Below are 19,624 nucleotides of genomic sequence, written 5' to 3'. Positions count from 1 at the left end.
AAAATCCGGAGACACCATGTTACTCGTACAATTCAAGAACGAACAAGGCGCGCGCCAGATCGGCGTGCTGGAACAGAACACCATCCGCGTCATCGAAGGCTACGACACCACCTACGCGCTGGCGCAAGCCGCGATCCGCAAGTCGACCGGTCTGGCCGACCTGGCGGCGCAAGCCACCGGTTCCGCCGTGGTGGCGTTCGACGCCGTCGCCGCGGCCGGCCGCCTGCTGCCGCCGCTGGACCACAGCGACGACGCCCACTGCTACGTCACCGGCACCGGCCTGACCCACCTGGGCAGCGCCGACACCCGCGACGCCATGCACAAGAAAATCGGCGGCGACGTCGCATCCCTGAGCGACTCCATGAAGATGTTCCGCATGGGCGTGGAAGGCGGCAAGCCTGCGGCGGGCCAGGCCGGCGTGCAGCCGGAATGGTTCTACAAGGGCGACGGCTCCATCGTGGCCGCCAGCGGCCAGGCCCTGAACATGCCGGACTTCGCGCTGGACGGCGGCGAAGAGCCTGAAGTGGCGGGGCTGTACGTGATCGGCGACGACGGCCAGCCGTACCGCGTGGGCTACGCCATCGGCAACGAGTTCTCGGACCACGTGACCGAACGCCAGAATTACCTGTACCTCGCACATTCCAAGCTGCGCGCCTGCGGCCTGGGCCCGGCGCTGCTGGTCGGCGAAGCGCCGGCGCACATCGAAGGCACCTCGCGCATCTACGACGTGGAAGGCAAGGTCCGTTGGGAGAAGGCCTTCTTCAGCGGCGAGCAGAATATGTCGCACACCATCGCCAACCTGGAGCACCACCACTTCAAGTACCCGCTGTTCAAGCGTCCGGGCGATGTGCACATCCACTTCTTCGGTACGGCGACGCTGAGCGTGGCCGACAACATCGTCGTCAAGCCCGGCGAGACGTTTGAAATCGAAGCGCCGCAGTTCGGCCCAGCCTTGCGCAACAAGCTGGCCGTGTACAAAACCGAAGTCGCGAAAGTGAAGGCACTATGATCATCACCGGTGAAGCACTGATCGGCGGCGTCGCCGTCAAAGGCACGGGCAGCCCTGTCCGCGCCTACAACCCATCGTTGCAGCAGCCGATGGAGCCTGAATTCCATGCGGTCGATTTCGACCAGATCGACCAGGCCTGCCGCCTGGCCGACGCCGCGTTCGACACCTTCCGCGCGCTGAGCGACGAGAAGCGCGCCGTCTTCCTCGAAGCCATCGGCGAGCAAATCATGGCGCTGGGCGATGTGCTGGTGGAGCGCGTGATGGCCGAAACCGGGCTGCCGCGCGCCCGCATCGAGGGTGAGCGTGGCCGCACCGTCGGCCAGCTGAAACTGTTTGCCAACCTGCTGCGCGAAGGCTCGTGGAACGACGTCCGCATCGACAAGGCGTTGCCGGATCGGGCGCCGCCGCGTCCGGACCTGCGCATGCGCATGATCGGACTCGGTCCCGTCGCGGTTTTCGCGGCCAGTAACTTCCCGTTGGCTTTTTCTGTGGCCGGCGGCGACACCGCGTCGGCATTGGCGGCCGGCTGCCCGGTGGTGCTGAAGGCGCACTCCGCGCATCCCGGCACGTCGGAGCTGGTGGGCCGCGCCGTGGTCAAGGCCGTGGAGCTGTGCGGCCTGCCGGCCGGCGTGTTCGCGCTGCTGACCGGCAGCGGCAACGGCATCGGCCAGGAGTTGGTGCGCCACCCGGCCATCAAGGCGGTCGGCTTCACCGGCTCGCGCAGCGGCGGTACGGCGCTGATGGCTGTTGCGGCCGCGCGTCCGGTGCCGATTCCCGTGTATGCGGAAATGAGCTCGATCAATCCAGTGTTCCTGATGCCGCGCGCACTGGCTGCGCGCGCCGAGGACATCGCCGGCGCATTCGCCGGATCGCTGGTGCTGGGTGTGGGCCAGATGTGCACCAATCCCGGCCTGGTGATCGGCGTCGCCGGCCCTGAGCTGGACCGCTTCGCCAACGCCGCCGCGCAAGCGCTGGCCGGTGGCGCCGCTTGCGCCATGCTGTCGCCGGGGATCGCCGGCAGCTTCCAGCGCGGCGTCGCCCAGCTGGCCGAGCATGCGGACGTGAAGACGCTGGCGCTGGCGCCGCAGGCGGAAGGCAAGGGCGCTCCGGCGCTGTTCGTCACCAGCGGCGCGGCCTTCCTGTCGCAGCATGCGCTGTCGGAGGAGGTATTCGGACCGGCTTCGCTGCTGGTCGCCTGCAAGGACATGGCGGAACTGCGCCAGATCGCCGAAAGCCTCGAAGGCCAGCTGACCGCCACGCTGCAACTGGATGACGGCGACCTGGATGAAGCGCACAAGCTGCTGCCTGTGTTGGAGCGCAAGGCCGGCCGCATTCTGGCCAACGGCTTCCCGACCGGCGTGGAAGTCTGCAGCGCGATGGTGCACGGCGGACCGTTCCCGTCGACCTCCGATGGCCGCAGCACGTCCGTCGGCACGGGCGCGATCGTGCGCTTCCTGCGTCCGGTGTCGTACCAGAACCTGTCGCAAGCGCTGTTGCCCGAAGTCTTGCGCGACAACGGCCCGGTGGTTTGGCGCCGCCGGGAGGGTGAACTGACGCGTAACTGATCCAAGCCGGCGTGGGTTCCCGTCTTCACGGGAATCCATGCCGAGCAAAAAAAACACATAAAAAAAGCAGGAGACAGCATGACCCAACTAGCCAAATTTGGCAGCCTGCGCGGCAAGCGCGTATTCATCACGGGCGGTGGCACCGGCATCGGCGAAGCGATGGTGATTTCCTTCGCCGAGCAGGGCGCCCAGGTGGCCTTCGTCGACATCGCCCGCGACGCCAGCCTGGCGCTGGTGCGGCGCGTGAAGGAAGCCGGCTATCCCGAGCCGCTGTTCCGCCAGTGCGATATCACCGACATCGCCGCGCTGCAGAAGACCATGTCCGAGCTGGCGGCCGCCGTCGGCGACTTCGACATCCTCGTCAACAACGCCGCCAACGACCAGCGCCACGAAACGGCCGAAGTGACGGTCGACTACTGGAACGAGCGGATCGCCATCAACCAGCGCCCGATGTTCTTCACCTGCCAGGCTGTCCTGGAGGGCATGAAGAAGAAGGGCGCGGGCTCGATCATCAACGTCGGCTCGATCTCATGGCACGTCAAGAACGCCGGCTACCCGGTCTACGCCACCTCCAAGGCGGCGGTGCATGGCCTGACGCGCGGCCTGGCGCGTGAATTCGGCGCCCACGGCATCCGCGTCAACACGGTTACGCCGGGCTGGGTGATGACGCAGCGCCAGATCGACCTGTGGCTTGACGATGCGGGTGAGCAGGAGATCCAGCGCAACCAATGCCTGCCGACCAAGCTGATGCCGCAGCACGTCGCCTCGATGGTGCTGTTCCTCGCCGCCGAAGACGGCGCCATGTGCACCGCCCAAGAATTTATCGTCGACGCCGGCTGGGTCTAAAAATTGGGGTCAAGTCTGACATTCGGACACGAGCTGAACCGTAGCGGGCCGCTACGGTTCAGCTCGTGTCCGAATGTCAGACTTGACCCCATTCTTAAAAAAGGGAAATGCATGATGAAGACATGTTTCACTTTGGTGGCGCTCGCCGCCAGCGCAATGGCGACGGCTTCGCAGCCCGTGCTCACCAGTCCCGATCATCACATCAGCGTCAGCGTGCTGCCGACCGCCGGCGGCGGGCTGGCTTATTCGATCTCCCGCGACGGCAAGCCGGTGCTGCTGGCCTCCGACCTCGGTCTTCAATTGCAGGGCGCCGACCTGGCGAGCGCGCTGACGCTGGCCGCGACCTCCAAGCCCCGCGTGGTCAGCGACCAATACGAGATGGCGGTCGGTAAAAAGCGCAGCATCAGCTATCGCGCCAATGAGCAGACCTTCACGGTGCGCAACGCGCAGCGGCAGGCGATGGATATCGTGTTCCGCGTGTCGAACGATGGCGTGGCCTTCCGCTATGTCGTCGCCGAGCTTACACTGCCTCACAAGAAGCTGATCCAGGAACGCACCACCTTCGCGCTGCCGCCTGCAGCGAAGGCGTGGATGCAGCCGATCGCCGTTGCGCAAACGGGTTGGGGCCGGACCAATCCGTCCTACGAAGAGCACTATCAAATGGATGTCCCGGTCGGCACCGTGTCGCCATCGCCGGCGGGCTGGGTGTTCCCGGCGCTGTTCAAGAGCGGCGACAACTGGGTCGCCATCTCCGAGGCCGGCATGGACGGCAGCTTCCAGGCCTCGCGCCTGGCGCCGGAATCCGCCGGCGGAAAATACAGCATCGGCAATCCGATGGCGGCCGAAGTTTATCCAGAGCGCGGCTTGATGGCCGAAGTCGATGGCACGCTGACCTCCCCATGGCGCCTGCTGGCATTGGGCTCCCTGCAGACCGTGACCAATTCCACGCTCGGCACCGACCTGGCCGCGCCGGCCATCGCCTTCGACAAGCAGCTGGTCAAGCCGGGCCACGCCTCGTGGAGCTGGGCCCTGATGAAGGACGATGCCACGGTCTACGACGTGCAGAAGAAGTTCATCGACTACGCCGCCGATATGCACTGGGACTACACCCTGATCGACGCCGACTGGGACCGCAAGATCGGCTACGACAAGGTCAAGGAGCTGGTCGACTACGCGGCGACGAAGAAGGTTGGCATTCTGCTGTGGTACAACTCGTCCGGTCCGTGGAATTCGACCGTGTACTCGCCAAAAAGCCAGCTGCTGACGCATGAACAGCGCGTGGCGGAGTTCAAGCGCCTGCACGACATGGGCGTCAAGGGCGTGAAGATCGACTTCTTCAACGGCGACGCCCAGTCGATGATCGCCTACTACGTCAGCATCCTGCGCGACGCCGCCGATGCCGGCCTGCTGGTCAACTTCCACGGCGCCACGCTGCCGCGCGGCTGGACCCGCACCTGGCCCAACCTGATGACGATGGAAGCGGTGCGCGGCATGGAGTTCACCACCTTCGAGCAGGCCGACGAGGACAAGATGCCGACCCACGCCGCCATGCTGCCGTTCGCCCGCAACCTGTTCGATCCAATGGACTTCACGCCGATGGTGTTCGGCGATATCCCGAAGATCAAGCGCACGTCCAGCAACGGCTTCGAGCTGGCCACGTCGGTGTTGTACATCTCCGGCATCCAGCACTTCGCGGAGATCCCGGAAGGCATGGCTACCGTGCCGGCCTACGTCAAGTCCTTCCTGCAGGAGCTGCCACGCAGCTGGGATGACAGCCGCCTGGTGGATGGCTATCCGGGGCAGTACGCGGTGATCGCGCGCCGCTCCGGCGACACCTGGTACATCGCCGGCATCAACGCGACGGAATCCGACAAGACGCTGACGCTGGACCTGTCCTTCGCCGGCGCCAAGCAGGGTGTGGTGATCGGCGACGGCGACGCCGAGCGCAGTTTCAACCAGCGTGGCATCGACGCTGGAAAAAAAGTAGCTGTAACGATCAAGCCGCACGGCGGCTTCGTCATCAAATTATAAACAGGAGACTAGAATGAACTACATCAAACAAGGCGTACTTTCCCTTTGCCTGCTGGCTTCCGGCGGCGCCTTCGCGGCCGACGCGATCGGCCTGACCATTGACGCCGCCAAGCCCGGCGCGGTCATCAACAAGGATATCTACGGCCAGTTCGCAGAGCATCTGGGCACCGGCATCTACGAAGGCATGTGGGTCGGCCCAAAATCGAAGATCCCCAACACCAAGGGCTGGCGCAACGACGTCGTCGGCGCGCTGAAGGCCATGCATGTACCGCTGGTGCGCTGGCCGGGCGGCTGCTTCGCCGACGAGTACCACTGGAAGGACGGCATCGGCCCGCGCGAGAAGCGTCCGGTCAAGGTCAACACCAACTGGGGCGGCGTGGCTGAATCGAACGCCGTCGGCACCCACGAGTTTTTCGACCTGGTCGACCTGCTGGGCGCGGACGCCTACGTCAACGGCAACCTGGGCACCGGCAGCGCGCAGGAGATGTCGGAGTGGGTGGAGTACATGACCTCCGACAGCCAGTCCACGCTGGCCAACCTGCGCCGCAAGAACGGCCATGAAAAGCCGTTCAAGGTCGCCTATTTCGCGATCGGTAACGAGGCCTGGGGCTGTGGCGGCAATATGTCGCCGGACCACTACTCGGACCTGTATCGTAACGTCGAGACCTTCCTGCGCGCGCCGCAGCAATACCGTCCGAAGATGATCGCCAGCGGCGGCAACGACAACGATGTGTCCTGGACCGAGGTGCTGAGCAAGCGGCTGAAGTCGCAGACCGACGGCATCAGCTTCCACTACTACACCATCCCGACCGGGAAGTGGGATGTGAAGGGCGCCGCCACCGGCTTCCCCGAGAAGGAGTGGATGTCCACGCTGACCAGCACCCTGCGCATGGAGGACCACATCGTCAGGAACTCCGCAGCGATGGACAAGAACGACCCGGAGAAAAAACTGGGCCTGTTCGTCGATGAATGGGGCACCTGGTATGACGTGGAGAAGGGCACCAACGCCGGCTTCCTGTTTCAGCAGAACACCCTGCGCGATGCGGTTGTTGCAGCACTTAACTTCAACATCTTCCACGCCCATGCGGACCGCGTGCGCATGACGAACATCGCACAGATGGTCAATGTGCTGCAGTCGATGATCATCACCGACAAGGACAAGATGGTGCTGACGCCAACCTATCACGCCTTCGAGATGTACGTGCCGTTCCAGGGCGCGACCTCGCTGCCGCTGACGTTGTCGAACAATCCGCAGTACACGCTGGACGGCGCGAGCGTGCCGGAGATCAGCGCATCGGCGGCGCGTGGTACGGACGGCAAGCTGTATCTGGCGCTGGTCAACACCAATCCGGGCCAGGATGCGGACGTGGCGATCAACGTGCCGGGTCAGACGATCAAGTCGGTCAAGGGCCGCGTTCTGACCGCCGCCGCGATGGATGCACACAACAGCTTCCAGGCGCCCCAGGCGATCAAACCAGCCCCGTACAGCGCCAACGCGGTGGACGGCAAGCTGACGGTGAAGATCCCGGCCAAGGCCGTTGTCGTCGTCGCGGTGGAGTGAGATCATGAGCGAACACGATATCTCGGTATCGCGCCGTAGGGCCATCGCCGGCGGCGTGGCATTGCTGCTGGCGGGCTGCGGTGGTGGTGGCGGTGGTGGCGCTAGCCCGGTAACGCTGGCGCCTACGCCTACGCCGACCCCTACGCCAACGCCAACGCCAGCGCCAGCGCCAGCGCCAGCGCCAGCGGCGATCACCTTCGGCGACGCTTCGGTGCACGATCCGGCGGTGATCAAGGTGGACGGCACCTACTACGTCTTCGGCTCGCACCTGGCCGCCGCCAAGTCGACGGACCTGATGAACTGGACCAAGATCGCGGACGGCGTCAACGCCAGCAACCCGTTGTTCAACAACGTCGTCACGGCGCTGGCGGACACCTTCACCTGGTCGCAGGTGACGGACCTGTGGGCGCCGGACGTGGTCAAACTCGGCGACGGTAAGTTCTACTTCTACTACAATTCCTGCAAAGGCGATTCCCCCCGCTCCGCGCTGGGTGTGGCGGTGGCGGACAAGATCGAAGGCCCGTACGTCAACAAGCAGATCATGCTCAAATCCGGCATGTGGAATCAGATCAGCGAGGACGGCGTCAACGTCTACGATGCACTGACGATGCCGAACGTGGTGGATCCGAACACCTTCTTCGACAAGGACGGCAAGCTGTGGATGATCTACGGCTCCTACTCGGGCGGCATCTTCATCCTGGCGATGGATCCGGCCACGGGACTGCAGAAGCCGGGCCAGGGCTATGGCAAGCACCTGATGGGCGGGAACCACAGCCGCATCGAAGGCGCGTATGTGATGTACAGCCCGCAGTCGAAGTACTACTACCTGTTCACCTCCTTCGGCGGACTGGATGCGAACGGCGCCTACAACATGCGCGTGGCGCGCTCGCTGAACCCCGACGGCCCATACCTGGACGCCAAGGGCAACGACATGGCGAACGTCAAAGCCAATCCGGCGTTGCCACTGTTCGACGACGCCAGTATCGCGCCGTTCGGCCAGAAGATCATGGGGAACCACCAGTTCGCGCTGGCGGATGGCGAAACGGGAACGCCGTTGGGCTACGTATCGCCGGGCCACAACTCCGCCTACTACGAGGCGGCGACCGGACAGTACTTCCTGGTGTTCCACACGCGCTTCCCCGGCACCGGTGAGTTCCACCAGATCCGCGTGCACGAGATGTTCATCAACGAAGACGGCTGGATCGTGGTGTCGCCGTTCCGCTACGCGCCGCTCAGCAAGAATGCGACGCCGTTGTCGGCCGAAGTCACCGCCGCCGATGCCGCCGGAACGTATAAGATGATCAACCACGGCAAGGACATCACGGCGGCGATCAAGCCATCGCAGAATGTCAAGCTGGCGGCGGACGGCACGGTTTCCGGCGCCGCCACCGGCACCTGGAAGCATAATGGCGCCAACAAGATCACGATCTCGCTGGGTGCAGCCGGAACGTTCAACGGCGTGCTGTCGCGCCAGTGGAACACCAATGCCGGCGCTTTCGTGGTGACGTGGACGGCGCAGTCGGTGGACGGCGTGTCGATCTGGGGCGCGCGTACGGGGAGTTGAGATGAAGTCTGCGGTATTTGCATTGTGCCTTGCGGCGGCGTCGGTCGGCGCCGCCAAGGAGGTCAGCGTCCACGATCCTGTCATGGCGAAGGAGGGCGATACCTGGTACGTATTCAGTACGGGGCCGGGTATCACCTTCTACAGCTCAAAAAACATGAAGGACTGGACGCCGGAAGGCCGCGTCTTCAAGGGCGATCCGGCGTGGGCCAAGCGCGCCGCGCCGACCTTCGACGGCCATGTCTGGGCGCCGGATGTCCACCTCCATAACGGTCGATACTATTTATATTATTCCGTATCGGGCTTCGGCAAGAACACATCGGGTATCGGCGTCACCGTCAACAAGACGCTCAATCCGCGTTCGCCGGACTATCGTTGGGAAGACAAGGGCATGGTGTTGCAATCCGTGCCGCTGCGCGACGACTGGAACGCCATCGACCCGAACATCGTCGAAGACGGCAAGGGCGGGGCGTGGATGGCGTTCGGCTCCTTCTGGAGCGGGCTGAAACTGGTCAAGCTGAACGCGGATTGGACCGGCCTGGCGGAGCCGCAGGAGTGGCATGCCATCGCCAGCCGCTCGCGGGGGCCGTCGGTGGCGGACAAGTCGGCGGGGCCGGACGAGATCGAGGCGCCGTTCATCTTCAAGAAGGGCGATTACTACTACCTGTTCGCGTCGTTCGGGCTTTGCTGCCGCAAGGGCGATAGCACTTATCACGTCGTCGTCGGCCGCTCCAGGGACGTTACCGGTCCTTATGTGGACAGGAACGACGTCGACATGATGAAGGGCGGCGGCTCCGTCGTCATCGCCGGCGACAAGGACTGGAAAGGCCTGGGCCACAACAGCGCCTACACCATCGACGGCAAGGACTACATGGTGCTGCATGCCTACGAGACGGCCGACAACTACCTGCAGAAATTGAAGATCATGGAAATGAAATGGGATGCCACCGGCTGGCCGACAGTAGACGCGGCAGACCTGAACCGCTACCGCAGCAACCAGCTGCCTTCCCCATGACGGTCATGAAAGCCGCGCTGCGCGGAGCAGTTGCGCTGGCGGCGGCTGCGATGCTGTGCACCGCCTCCGCCGCCACAACGGCCGCGCCGTTGCGCCTGTTCCCGCTCGCCGACGTACGGCTCGGCGACAGTCCCTTCCTGGATGCCCAGCGCACGGATCTCCACTACCTGCTGGAGATGGAACCCGACCGCCTGCTCGCCCCATTCCTGCGCGAAGCCGGTCTGCCGCTGAAGCAGCCCAGCTACGGCAACTGGGAATCCTCCGGCCTGGACGGACACCTCGGCGGCCATTACCTGTCCGCGCTGGCGCTGATGTACGCCTCCACCCGCGACGAGGAAGTGCTGCGCCGCCTGAATTACTTCGTGGCGGAGCTCAAGCGCTGCCAGGAGCGCAACGGCAACGGCTACATTGGCGGCATCCCGGACGGCAGCGCCGCCTGGCAGGCCATCGCCAAGGGCGACCTCCACGCCGACAACTTCTCGGTCAACGGAAAATGGGTCCCGTGGTATAACCTGCACAAGGTCTACGCCGGCCTGCGCGACGCCTACACCTACGCCGGCAACGCGGACGCCCGCGCCATGCTGATCGCCATGTCCGACTGGGCGCTGGAACTGACCTCGCACCTGAGCGAGGAGCAGATGCAGTCCATGCTGCGCAGCGAGCACGGAGGCATGAACGAAGTGCTGGCCGATGTCGCCCAGATGACGGGCCAGAAAAAATACATGGACCTGGCGATCCGCTTCTCCCACCAGGCCATCCTGCGGCCGCTGGAAGAGGGCAAGGACCAGCTCACCGGCCTGCACGCGAACACGCAGATCCCAAAGGTGATCGGCTTCAAGCGCATCGGCGACATCACCGGCCGGCGCGACTGGCAACAGGCCGCCCAGTTCTTCTGGCAGACCGTGCACGATCACCGCACCGTCGCCATCGGCGGCAACAGCGTCAAGGAGCACTTCCACGACGATAAGGACTACTCGCCGATGGTCGAGGAAGTCGAAGGCCCCGAGACCTGCAACACCTACAATATGCTCAAGCTCACGGAGCTGCTGTTCCTGGGCGATGCCAAGGGCAGCTACACCGACTACTATGAGCGTGCGTTGTACAACCATATCCTGTCCTCGCAACGGCCGGATAGCGGCGGCTTCGTCTACTTCACGCCGATGCGGCCCAACCACTACCGCGTCTACTCGCAGGTGGACAAGGCCATGTGGTGCTGCGTCGGCTCTGGCATCGAGAGCCACGCCAAATACGGCGAGTTCATTTACGCGCATCGCGGCGACCAGCTGTACGTGAACCTGTTCATCCCTTCCACGCTGAACTGGCGCGAGCAGGGCGTGACCATCACCCAGGCCAACCGCTTCCCGGATGAAGACCGCAGCACCATTGTAGTCAAGGGCGCCAAAGCCTTCACGATGAAGATACGTTATCCCGAATGGGTGGCGCGCGGTGCCCTGCGGATCACGATCAACGGCAAGCCGGTGGCGGCCAACGCGGGCGCGGACCGCTACGTCAACCTGCGGCGCCAATGGCGCGATGGCGACAAGGTCGAGATCCGCCTGCCGATGAAAACCCATCTGGAGCAGATGCCGGACAAGTCCAACTACTACGCGGTGCTGCACGGTCCCATCGTGCTGGCGGCGCGCACCAATCCCTTCGCCGGCGAAAAGCTGAACTTCTTCGCCGACGATTCGCGCATGGGCCACGTGGCGCAGGGCCAGGTCTGCCCGCTGGAGTCCGCGCCGATGCTGGTCAGCGACACCAAGGCCTTCATGGACCGCTTCAAGCCGGTGCCCGGCAAGCCGCTGACATTTACGGCGCCGGGTCTGGTGCAGGGCAAGAACGTCGACAACGTCACCTTCATCCCGTTCTTCCGCCTGCACGATTCGCGCTACGTCGTCTACTGGCCGTATTCGACGCCGGCCAACCTCGCATCCATGCAGGCCAAGGCCGCGCAGGACGAGGCGGACCGCCTGGCGCTGGACGCGCTGACCATCGACCAGGTGGCGCCGGGCGAGCAGCAGCCGGAATCGGATCACTTCTTCAAGGGCGAGGGCGCCGACGCTGGCGTCAACAAAGGCCTGCACTGGCGGCACGCGAGCGGATGGTTCAGCTACGACCTGACCGACAAAAAGGCCGAGGCGCGCATGCTGCGGTTGACATATTCAACATTGGATGCCGGCCGCCGTTTCGATATCTTTATCAACGGCCAGCCGTTGGCCGAGGTGACGCTGGACGCCACGGCGCCGCAGGAAATCTACACCAAGGATTACGCGATACCGCCTGCCATGGCGGCTGGCGGCAAGTTGACAGTCAAATTCGTGGCCCGCCAAGGCTCGATGGCAGGCGGTCTATATGGCCTGCGGCTGCTGCGCTGATGTCAAAATTAATATCGAACTGCTTAAAAATATCATTGGATAGATATTTGAGATTCTCATAGTATCTGATCCATAAAACACAAAATCCATCTGGAGACTTTGCCATGAATAGCAATCGCAGAACCGTATTGGCCGCCGCATGCCTCGCCGCCTTCGCCCTCAATGTTCCGGCCTTCGCGGCCAAGCCGCTGGTGATCGGCTTCTCGCAGGTCGGCGCTGAAAGCGAATGGCGCACCGCGAACACCGTCTCGATCAAGGACGCCGCCAAGAAGGAGGGCGTCACCCTCAAATTCGCCGACGCCCAGCAGAAGCAGGAAAACCAGGTCAAGGCGATCCGCTCCTTCATCGCCCAGCGCGTGGACCTGATCGCGTTTTCGCCGGTCGTTGAATCGGGCTGGGACACGGTGCTGCGCGAAGCCAAGGCCGCCAAGATCCCCGTCATCCTGACCGACCGCGCCGTCAACGTCAGCGATCCTTCGTTGTACGCCACCTTCCTCGGCTCGGACTTCGTGGAAGAAGGCCGCCGCGCCGGCCGCTGGCTGCTGGAGCGGGCGAAGAAGACGCCCGATGCCGTAATCAATATCGTTGAGCTGCAAGGCACCGTCGGTTCGGCGCCGGCGCTGGACCGCAAGAAGGGCTTCGATGAAGTCATCGCCGCCAATCCGAAGCTGAAGGTGATCCGCTCGCAGACCGGCGACTTCACCCGCGCCAAGGGCAAGGAAGTGATGGAGGCTTTCCTCAAGGCCGAGGGCAAGAAGATCAATGTGCTGTACGCGCACAACGACGACATGGCGATCGGTGCCATCCAGGCCATCGAGGAAGCCGGCATGAAGCCGGGCAAGGACATCGTGGTCATTTCCATCGACGGCGTCAAAGGCGCTTTCGAGGCGATGATCGCCGGGAAGCTGAACGTGACCGTGGAGTGCAACCCGCTGCTGGGTCCTCAACTGATGCAGCTGGCGCGCGACGTCGTCGCCAACAAGCCGGTGCCTAAGCGCGTCGTCACCCAGGAAAGCGTGTTCCCGGCCGAAGTCGCGGCCAAGGAATTCCCGAACCGTAAATACTAAGCCGATGAATAACATAACTTCCGCGCCTGCGCCGGTGCTGGAGCTGCGCGGCATCAGCAAGGCATTCCCCGGCGTGCAGGCCTTGAGCGGTGTGGCGTTGAACCTGTATCCGGGCGAGGTGCACACGCTGATGGGCCAGAACGGCGCCGGCAAATCGACGCTGATCAAGGTGCTGACCGGTGTGTACACCCCGGACCAGGGCCAGATCCTGCTGGAGGGCCGGGCGATCCACCCTTCGTCCACGCTGGATGCGCAGAACCTGGGCATCAGCACCGTTTATCAGGAAGTGAACCTTTGCCCGAATTTGTCGGTGGCGGAGAATATCTTCATCGGCCGTTATCCGCGTAAGCGCGGCGGCATCGACTGGTCAGCCATGCAGCGGCAGGCGGTGGAGCTGCTGGAGCGGATGCAGATTCGGATCGATGTATCGCTGCCGCTGGCGCACTATCCGCTGGCGATCCAGCAGATGGTGGCGATCTCGCGGGCTTTGCTGGTGTCGGCCAAGGTGCTGATCCTCGATGAGCCGACTTCCAGCCTCGATGAGAAGGAAGTCGATCTGCTTTTCAGCGTGCTGCGCGGATTGCGCGAGCAGGGCATGGCGATCCTGTTCGTCACCCACTTCCTCGATCAGACCTACGCGATTTCGGACCGCATCACGGTGATGCGCAACGGCGAGCGCGAAGGCGAGTACGCCTGCAGCGAGTTGTCGCGGTTCGACCTCGTGAACAAAATGGTCGGCGCCCCGGCGTCGTCGGTGGCCGATGCTGGCGGCAGCGCCACCGTCACCGCCACGGCGGCCGCGCCGTCGAAGTTCCAGACCTTCCTGCGCGCCGTGGGCCTTGGCCGCAAGGGCGCGCTGTCGCCGATGGATATCGAACTGCGCCAGGGCGAGCTGCTGGGCCTTGCCGGCCTGCTGGGCTCCGGCCGCACCGAGGCGGCGCGCCTGCTGTTCGGCGCCGACAAGGCGGACGGCGGCAGCATCGTCATCGACGGCAAGGAGCGCAGCTTCACCTCGCCGCGCGACGCCATCGCCGCCGGCATCGGCTTCTGCTCCGAGGACCGCAAGCATGAAGGCGCGGTGCTCGAACTGTCCGTGCGCGAGAACCTGATCCTTGCGCTGCAGGCCCGCACCGGCATCCTGCGCGCGATTCCGCTCAAGCGCCAGCAGCAGCTGGCCGAGGAATACGTCAAGGCGCTGGGCATCAAGACGGCCAGCATCGAGACGCCGATCGGCACGCTCTCCGGCGGCAACCAGCAGAAGGTGCTGCTGGCGCGCTGGCTGGCCACCGATCCCAAGATGCTGATCCTGGACGAACCGACGCGCGGCATCGACGTGCGCGCCAAGCAGGAGATCATGGACTACGTGACGGCCTTGTGCCGCAAGGGCATGGCCATCCTGTTCATCTCGTCCGAGCTGCCGGAGGTGCTGCGGGTCAGCGACCGCATCGTCATCATGCGCGACCGCAAGGCGGGCGGCGAATATCCGCGCGGCGCGCTGGACGAAAGCTCGGTGCTGCAGGTGATCGCAGCCGGAGACGCCCATGAATAGCCCGCTGAACGACATCGCCGCACCTCGCGCCGCCGCCACCGTGCCCGCTGGCGCCACCTTACCAACGACTGCATCCATGTTTGTGCGACATCCCTTATTCCGTCCGCTGGCCGCATTGGTCCTTCTGCTGCTGGTGGACCTGCTGCTGGTTCCCGGCTTCTTTCACCTGGAGATCAAGGACGGCCACCTGTACGGCAGCTTGATCGACATCGCCAACCGCGCGGCGCCTCTGGTGCTGGCTGCCCTCGGCATGACGCTGGTGATCGCCACGCGCGGCATCGACATCTCGGTCGGCGCCGTGGTCGCGATCAGCGGCACCGTCGCCGCAATGCTCATCGGCGGCACGATGGTGATGCAGAACGGCGTGCCCGAATACGTCGCCAACACGCCGATGGTCTGGGCGCTGTGCGCGGCCATGGGCGCGGCGCTGCTGTGCGGCGCGTGGAATGGCCTGCTGGTGGCGGGCCTCGGCCTGCAGCCCATCGTCGCCACGCTGATCCTGATGGTGGCGGGACGCGGCCTGGCGCAGCTGTTCACCGACGGCCAGATCGTCACCGTCTACTACAAGCCGTTCTTCTTCCTCGGCAGCGGCTACCTGTTTGGCCTGCCGTTCTCGCTCTACATTGTCGGCGCCGTGTTCCTGATCACCGCGCTGTTGATGCGCAAGACGGCATTGGGCCTGTTCATCCAGGCGGTGGGCATCAACCCGGTCGCCGCGCGGCTGGCCGGCTTGAAGACAGCGGTGCTGATCTTCTTCGTCTACGTTTTCTGCAGCGCCTGCGCCGGCCTGGCAGGGTTGATGATCAGCGCGAACATCAAGAGCGCGGATGCCAACAACGCCGGCCTGCTGCTGGAGCTGGACGCCATCCTGGCCGTCACGCTGGGCGGCACCTCGCTGGCCGGCGGCAAATTCAGCCTGGCCGGCAGCGTGATCGGCGCGCTGATCATCCAGACGCTGACCTACACGATCTATTCCCTCGGCCTGCCGCCGGAAGTCAACATGGTCGTCAAGTCCGTGGTGGTATTCCTGGTGTGCCTGTCGCAGTCGGCGGAATTCAAGAACATGTGGCGCGCCTTCCGCGCCAAGAACAAAGGTGGCGCGGCATGAGCACCATGATCCTTCGCGGGCGCGCCTGGATGGCGTCGCCGTATTTCACGTCCCTGGTCACGGTGGCGCTGCTGGTTGTCCTGCTGGCGGTGGGCGGCGTGGCGTATCCGGGCTTCCTGTCGCTGCAGGTGCTGTTCAATCTTTTGATCGACAACGCCTTCCTGCTGGTGATCGCGGTCGGCATGAGCTTCGTCATCCTCTCCGGCGGCATCGACCTGTCGGTGGGCTCGGTGCTGGCGCTGACCACCATGATCTCCGCCTGGCTGCTGCAAAGCTGGCACCTGCCTCCGCTGCTGGTGATCGCCATCGCGCTGACGCTGGGCGCGGGCTTCGGCGCGGCCATGGGTGCGATGATCCATTACTTCAAGCTGCAGCCGTTCATCGTCACACTGGCCGGCATGTTCCTGGCGCGCGGCCTGTGCTACCTGATCAGCATTAACTCGATCACCATCGACGATCCGCTGTACGTCGCCATGTCGCAGACGCAGTTGCCGGTGTTCGGCGGCTTCATCTCCCCCGGTGCGCTGATCGCCGTGCTGACACTGGCCGCCGCGATCTACGTCGCGCACTGCACGCCGTTCGGCCGCGCCATCTACGCGGTCGGCGGCAACGAGCAATCGGCGTTGATGATGGGCCTGAGGGTAGGGCGCACCAAGGTGCTGATCTACGCCTTCAGCGGCTTCTGCGCCGCGCTGGCCGGCGTGCTGTTCTCGTTCTACATGTTGTCCGGCTACGGCCTGCACGCCCAAGGCACGGAGCTCGACGCCATCGCGGCGGTGGTCATCGGCGGCACGTTGCTCAGCGGCGGCTATGGCTACGTGGCCGGTTCGCTGTCGGGCGTGCTGGTGCTGGGCACCATCCAGACGCTGATCGCCTTCGACGGCACCCTCAGCTCGTGGTGGACCAAGATTGTCATCGGTGGTTTGCTGTTTGTATTCTGCGTGGTCCAGCGTTTGATGGCGCTGGGCGCACGACAAAAAAAATAACTGGAGAGAGCATTGAAAAACAAGTTGATCAAATTCGCGGCCATCGCGGCGGCGGGCCTGGCAATGGGCGCGGCGCAGGCGGCCAACCCGTTGTTCCCCAAGCTGTTCACGGCCGATCCGTCGGCCTATGTGGAAAACGGCACCGTCTACCTGTACGTAGGCCATGACGAGGCCACGCCGAAAAGCCCGGACTACGTGATGAACGAGTGGCGCGTCTACACCAGCTGCGACATGAAGAACTGGACCGACCGCGGCTCGCCGGTGCAGGCTTCGACCTTCAAGTGGGCCAAGGGCCACGCCTGGGCGGCCGACATCACCAAGCGCGATGGCAAGTACTACTTCTATTCGACCGTCGACCACGCGACCATTCCCGGCCACGCCATCGGCGTCGCCGTCTCCGACAGTCCGACCGGCCCCTTCGTCGACGCGCGCGGCTCGGCGCTGGTCACCAACGACATGACGCTGCAATCGCCGATCGCCTGGGACGACATCGACCCGGCCATTTTCCAGGACGACGACGGCCAGGCTTATCTCTACTGGGGCAACACGGTGCTGAAGTACGCCAAGCTGAAACCGAACATGATCGAATTCGACGGTCCGATCCAGACCGTCGGCATGGACATGTTCACCGAGGCGTCCTACCTGCACAAGCATAACGGTACATACTATTTATCCTATTCGCGCAACTTCCCCGAGGAGACGGCCTACATGACCGGCCCGAGCGCGACCGGCCCGTGGCACTATCGCGGCGTGATCATGTCGAAGAACGCCAAGGTCAAGACCATCCACCAGGCCATCATCGATTTCAACGGCAAGTCCTACATCTTCTACCACAACGCCAAGCTGCCCGGCGGCGGCGAGTACCGCCGTTCGGTGGCGGTGGAAGAGTTCCGGTACAACGCCGACGGCACCATTCCATTCATTCCGCAGACCAGGGAGGGCCCGGCGGCCAATCCTTCTGCGGCGTGCAAGTGATACCGCAACTGCCGGTATGCCATCAACAACCATACCGATTGTGATATCATTTTTCCATGGAAACTAACCCGAACTGGTTCTTGCGTGCGCGCCTCAAAACGCGCCAGCTGCTTCTGCTGATCGCGCTCGACGAACAACGCAATATCCATCGCGCCTCGGAAGAGCTGCACATGACGCAGCCGGCCGCCTCCAAGCAGTTGAAGGACCTGGAGGAGATGCTGGGCGTGCAGCTGTTCGATCGTCTGCCGCGCGGCATGGAGCCGACCATCTACGGCGAGACGATGATACGCCACGCCCGCATGGCGCTGACCAGCCTCTCGCTGGCGCACGAGGACATCGTCGCCATCAAGGCCGGCCTGTCCGGGCAGGTGGACATCGGCACCATCATGACGCCGGGGATCTCGCTGCTGCCGGTGGCGATCACGCGCACCAAGGCGCAGGCGCCCAAGCTGCGCATCGGCGTGGAGATGGAGCAGTCCAACATCCTGCTGGAGCAGTTGCAGCGCGGGCGGCTGGACTTCATGATCGGCCGCATCCCCGAGCGCCAGAGCGCGGAGGGCCTGAGTTACGAGGAGCTGGGCGACGAGCCGGCGTGCGCGGTGGTGCGGCCCGGCCATCCGCTGCTGAAGGCGCGCAACCTGTCGCTGCGCGATATCGCCAGCCAGCCGTGGATCCTGCCGCCGCAAGGCAGCATCCTGCGCGCGCGCTGCGAGTTGATGTTCCGCCGCGCCGGCCTGGAGGTGCCGTCCAACGTGGTCGACACCACGGCCGTGCTGCTGATTAAACCGCTGCTGCAGCAGACGGACGCGCTCAATGTCATGCCGATCGCCGTCGCCAAATACTACGAGTCGCAGAATGTGCTCAATATCCTGCCGATCGAACTGCCGTGCCGCATGGACGCCTACGGCATCATCACGGTCGATGGCCACATCATGTCGCCGGGCGCGAGCCTGCTGTTGAAGTCCGTGCGCGAAGTGGCGAAAGAGATGTACTAAGGCTTGTGCGCAGCCGGCTGCTGGAAGCTGGCGAAGGCGTCCAGCAGCACCTTGGCGCGGAAGGGCTTGAGGATCACGCGGCTGACATGCCGGTCGCGCAGGTCGTTCAGCAATCCGGCGGTCGCGTTTTCCGCCATCACCGCGATGGGGATGTCGCTGTCGCTGACGTACATGCCGTTGCGCATCCGGTCCAGCAAGGCCAGGTTGTAGGTGCAGCCGGGCAGCAGGCCGCAGTCGATCGAGATCACCGCGCCCTGGAAGCTGTGCGTGAGCAGCAGGCGCTCGGCCGCTTCCATGCTGGCCGCTTCATGGATGGTCCCCAGTCCCAGTGTGCGCGCCGTCAGCGCGACCGTCCGGCGCAACAGCGGTTGTTCCTCCACCAGCAGCATGTTCAGGTTCTTGACCGGATTCTCAGGCATCCGCAGCCTCCGTGCGTTGGCTGAGTTCTTCCAGCAGCAGGTCGCGCAGCGTCGCCAGGATCGCCAGTTCGGTCGCGTCCAGCGTGCGCGGCTTGTGGTCGATCAGGCAAAGCGTGCCGATGGTGAAGCCGGACGGCATGGTCAACGGCGCGCCGGCGTAGAAGACCACATGCGGCTCGCCGATGACGATGGGATTGTCGGCAAAGCGCGCATCGGCGCGGGCATCCGGGATGACGAAGATATCGGCTCGCAGGATCGCGTGGGCGCAGAAGGAAGTGTCGCGCGCGGTCTCGCACACGTTCATGCCCACGTTGGCCTTGAACCACTGGCGGTTCTCGTCGACCAGCGACAGCAGCGCGATCGGCATGTCGAATTCCTCGGCGGCGAAGCGTGCCACCTTGTCGAAGCGTTCTTCCGGCGGCGTGTCCAGGATCAGCAGTTCGCGCAGCGCCGCCAGGCGCTCGGCATCGTTGTCGGGGATCGGTGCGGCTAGCATGGGCATCGGGCGCTCGAAGTGGACGTATGCCGACTTTAGCATCGCGGCGGCGGCCGCGCGACTGAA

Annotated in this window: 16 protein-coding genes; 14 read left to right on the top strand and 2 right to left on the bottom strand. The window is 64.3% G+C overall.

What is annotated here, in order from left to right; translation table 11 throughout:
* Positions 1-16 precede the first annotated feature (16 nt).
* From araD1 to HUX88_RS04870, 14 genes are all read left to right on the top strand, one after another.
* The gene (gene araD1, locus HUX88_RS04935) at positions 17-1,009 is read left to right on the top strand and encodes an AraD1 family protein (protein ID WP_117015542.1); all 993 of its coding nucleotides are present in this window, start codon (positions 17-19) and stop codon (positions 1,007-1,009) included.
* Entirely contained in the window at positions 1,006-2,574 is a 1,569-nt protein-coding gene (locus HUX88_RS04930) for an aldehyde dehydrogenase (NADP(+)) (protein WP_117015543.1), read from the top strand. The genes araD1 and HUX88_RS04930 overlap by 4 nt, the downstream gene beginning before the upstream one ends.
* A gap of 78 nt (positions 2,575-2,652) precedes the next feature.
* On the top strand, positions 2,653-3,420 hold the full coding sequence (locus tag HUX88_RS04925; protein ID WP_176361025.1) for an SDR family NAD(P)-dependent oxidoreductase: 768 nt from the start codon (positions 2,653-2,655) through the stop codon (positions 3,418-3,420).
* A gap of 111 nt (positions 3,421-3,531) precedes the next feature.
* Positions 3,532-5,451, top strand: coding sequence for a glycoside hydrolase family 97 protein (locus HUX88_RS04920; protein WP_176361024.1), 1,920 nt, complete (start codon positions 3,532-3,534; stop codon positions 5,449-5,451).
* Positions 5,452-5,464: 13 nt separating this feature from the next.
* Positions 5,465-7,012 (top strand): alpha-N-arabinofuranosidase, encoded by a 1,548-nt coding sequence (locus tag HUX88_RS04915; protein ID WP_176361023.1) that lies wholly within the window; start codon positions 5,465-5,467, stop codon positions 7,010-7,012.
* A 4-nt stretch (positions 7,013-7,016) separates the two neighbouring features.
* A complete protein-coding gene (locus tag HUX88_RS04910) occupies positions 7,017-8,576 on the top strand; it encodes a glycoside hydrolase family 43 protein (protein ID WP_176361022.1) in 1,560 nt (519 codons plus the stop codon).
* Between the two features lies 1 nt (position 8,577).
* Positions 8,578-9,588: an arabinan endo-1,5-alpha-L-arabinosidase gene (locus HUX88_RS04905; RefSeq protein ID WP_176361021.1), complete on the top strand. Its 1,011-nt coding sequence runs from the start codon at positions 8,578-8,580 to the stop codon at positions 9,586-9,588.
* On the top strand, positions 9,585-11,963 hold the full coding sequence (locus HUX88_RS04900; protein WP_176361020.1) for a glycoside hydrolase family 127 protein: 2,379 nt from the start codon (positions 9,585-9,587) through the stop codon (positions 11,961-11,963). Before HUX88_RS04905 ends, HUX88_RS04900 begins: the two co-directional genes overlap by 4 nt.
* Positions 11,964-12,067: 104 nt before the next feature.
* Entirely contained in the window at positions 12,068-13,030 is a 963-nt protein-coding gene (locus tag HUX88_RS04895; RefSeq protein ID WP_117015550.1) for an ABC transporter substrate-binding protein, read from the top strand.
* A gap of 4 nt (positions 13,031-13,034) precedes the next feature.
* Entirely contained in the window at positions 13,035-14,579 is a 1,545-nt protein-coding gene (locus tag HUX88_RS04890; protein ID WP_176361019.1) for a sugar ABC transporter ATP-binding protein, read from the top strand.
* A 76-nt stretch (positions 14,580-14,655) separates the two neighbouring features.
* Positions 14,656-15,687, top strand: coding sequence for an ABC transporter permease (locus tag HUX88_RS04885; protein ID WP_229219217.1), 1,032 nt, complete (start codon positions 14,656-14,658; stop codon positions 15,685-15,687).
* Positions 15,684-16,673 carry a galactofuranose ABC transporter, permease protein YjfF gene (gene yjfF / locus HUX88_RS04880; protein ID WP_229213450.1) on the top strand — a complete coding sequence of 330 codons (990 nt, stop codon included), beginning with the start codon at positions 15,684-15,686 and terminating at the stop codon, positions 16,671-16,673. Before HUX88_RS04885 ends, yjfF begins: the two co-directional genes overlap by 4 nt.
* A 12-nt stretch (positions 16,674-16,685) precedes the next feature.
* The gene (locus tag HUX88_RS04875) at positions 16,686-17,648 is read left to right on the top strand and encodes a glycoside hydrolase family 43 protein (RefSeq protein WP_117015554.1); all 963 of its coding nucleotides are present in this window, start codon (positions 16,686-16,688) and stop codon (positions 17,646-17,648) included.
* A 56-nt stretch (positions 17,649-17,704) separates the two neighbouring features.
* The gene (locus tag HUX88_RS04870) at positions 17,705-18,643 is read left to right on the top strand and encodes a LysR family transcriptional regulator (RefSeq protein WP_176361017.1); all 939 of its coding nucleotides are present in this window, start codon (positions 17,705-17,707) and stop codon (positions 18,641-18,643) included.
* Here HUX88_RS04870 and HUX88_RS04865 read toward each other — a convergent pair.
* Positions 18,640-19,062: a response regulator gene (locus HUX88_RS04865; RefSeq protein ID WP_176361016.1), complete on the bottom strand. Its 423-nt coding sequence runs from the start codon at positions 19,060-19,062 to the stop codon at positions 18,640-18,642. The two genes, HUX88_RS04870 and HUX88_RS04865, sit on opposite strands and share 4 nt — an antisense overlap.
* Positions 19,055-19,558 carry a GAF domain-containing protein gene (locus tag HUX88_RS04860; RefSeq protein ID WP_176361095.1) on the bottom strand — a complete coding sequence of 168 codons (504 nt, stop codon included), beginning with the start codon at positions 19,556-19,558 and terminating at the stop codon, positions 19,055-19,057. Before HUX88_RS04860 ends, HUX88_RS04865 begins: the two co-directional genes overlap by 8 nt.
* Positions 19,559-19,624 lie beyond the last annotated feature (66 nt).

Source organism: Duganella sp. BJB1802 (assembly GCF_013369445.1).
GTDB lineage: Bacteria > Pseudomonadota > Gammaproteobacteria > Burkholderiales > Burkholderiaceae_D > Rugamonas > Rugamonas vulcania_A.
Note: the sequence above shows the minus strand (reverse complement) of the source record. Positions and strands in the feature narration are given on the sequence as shown.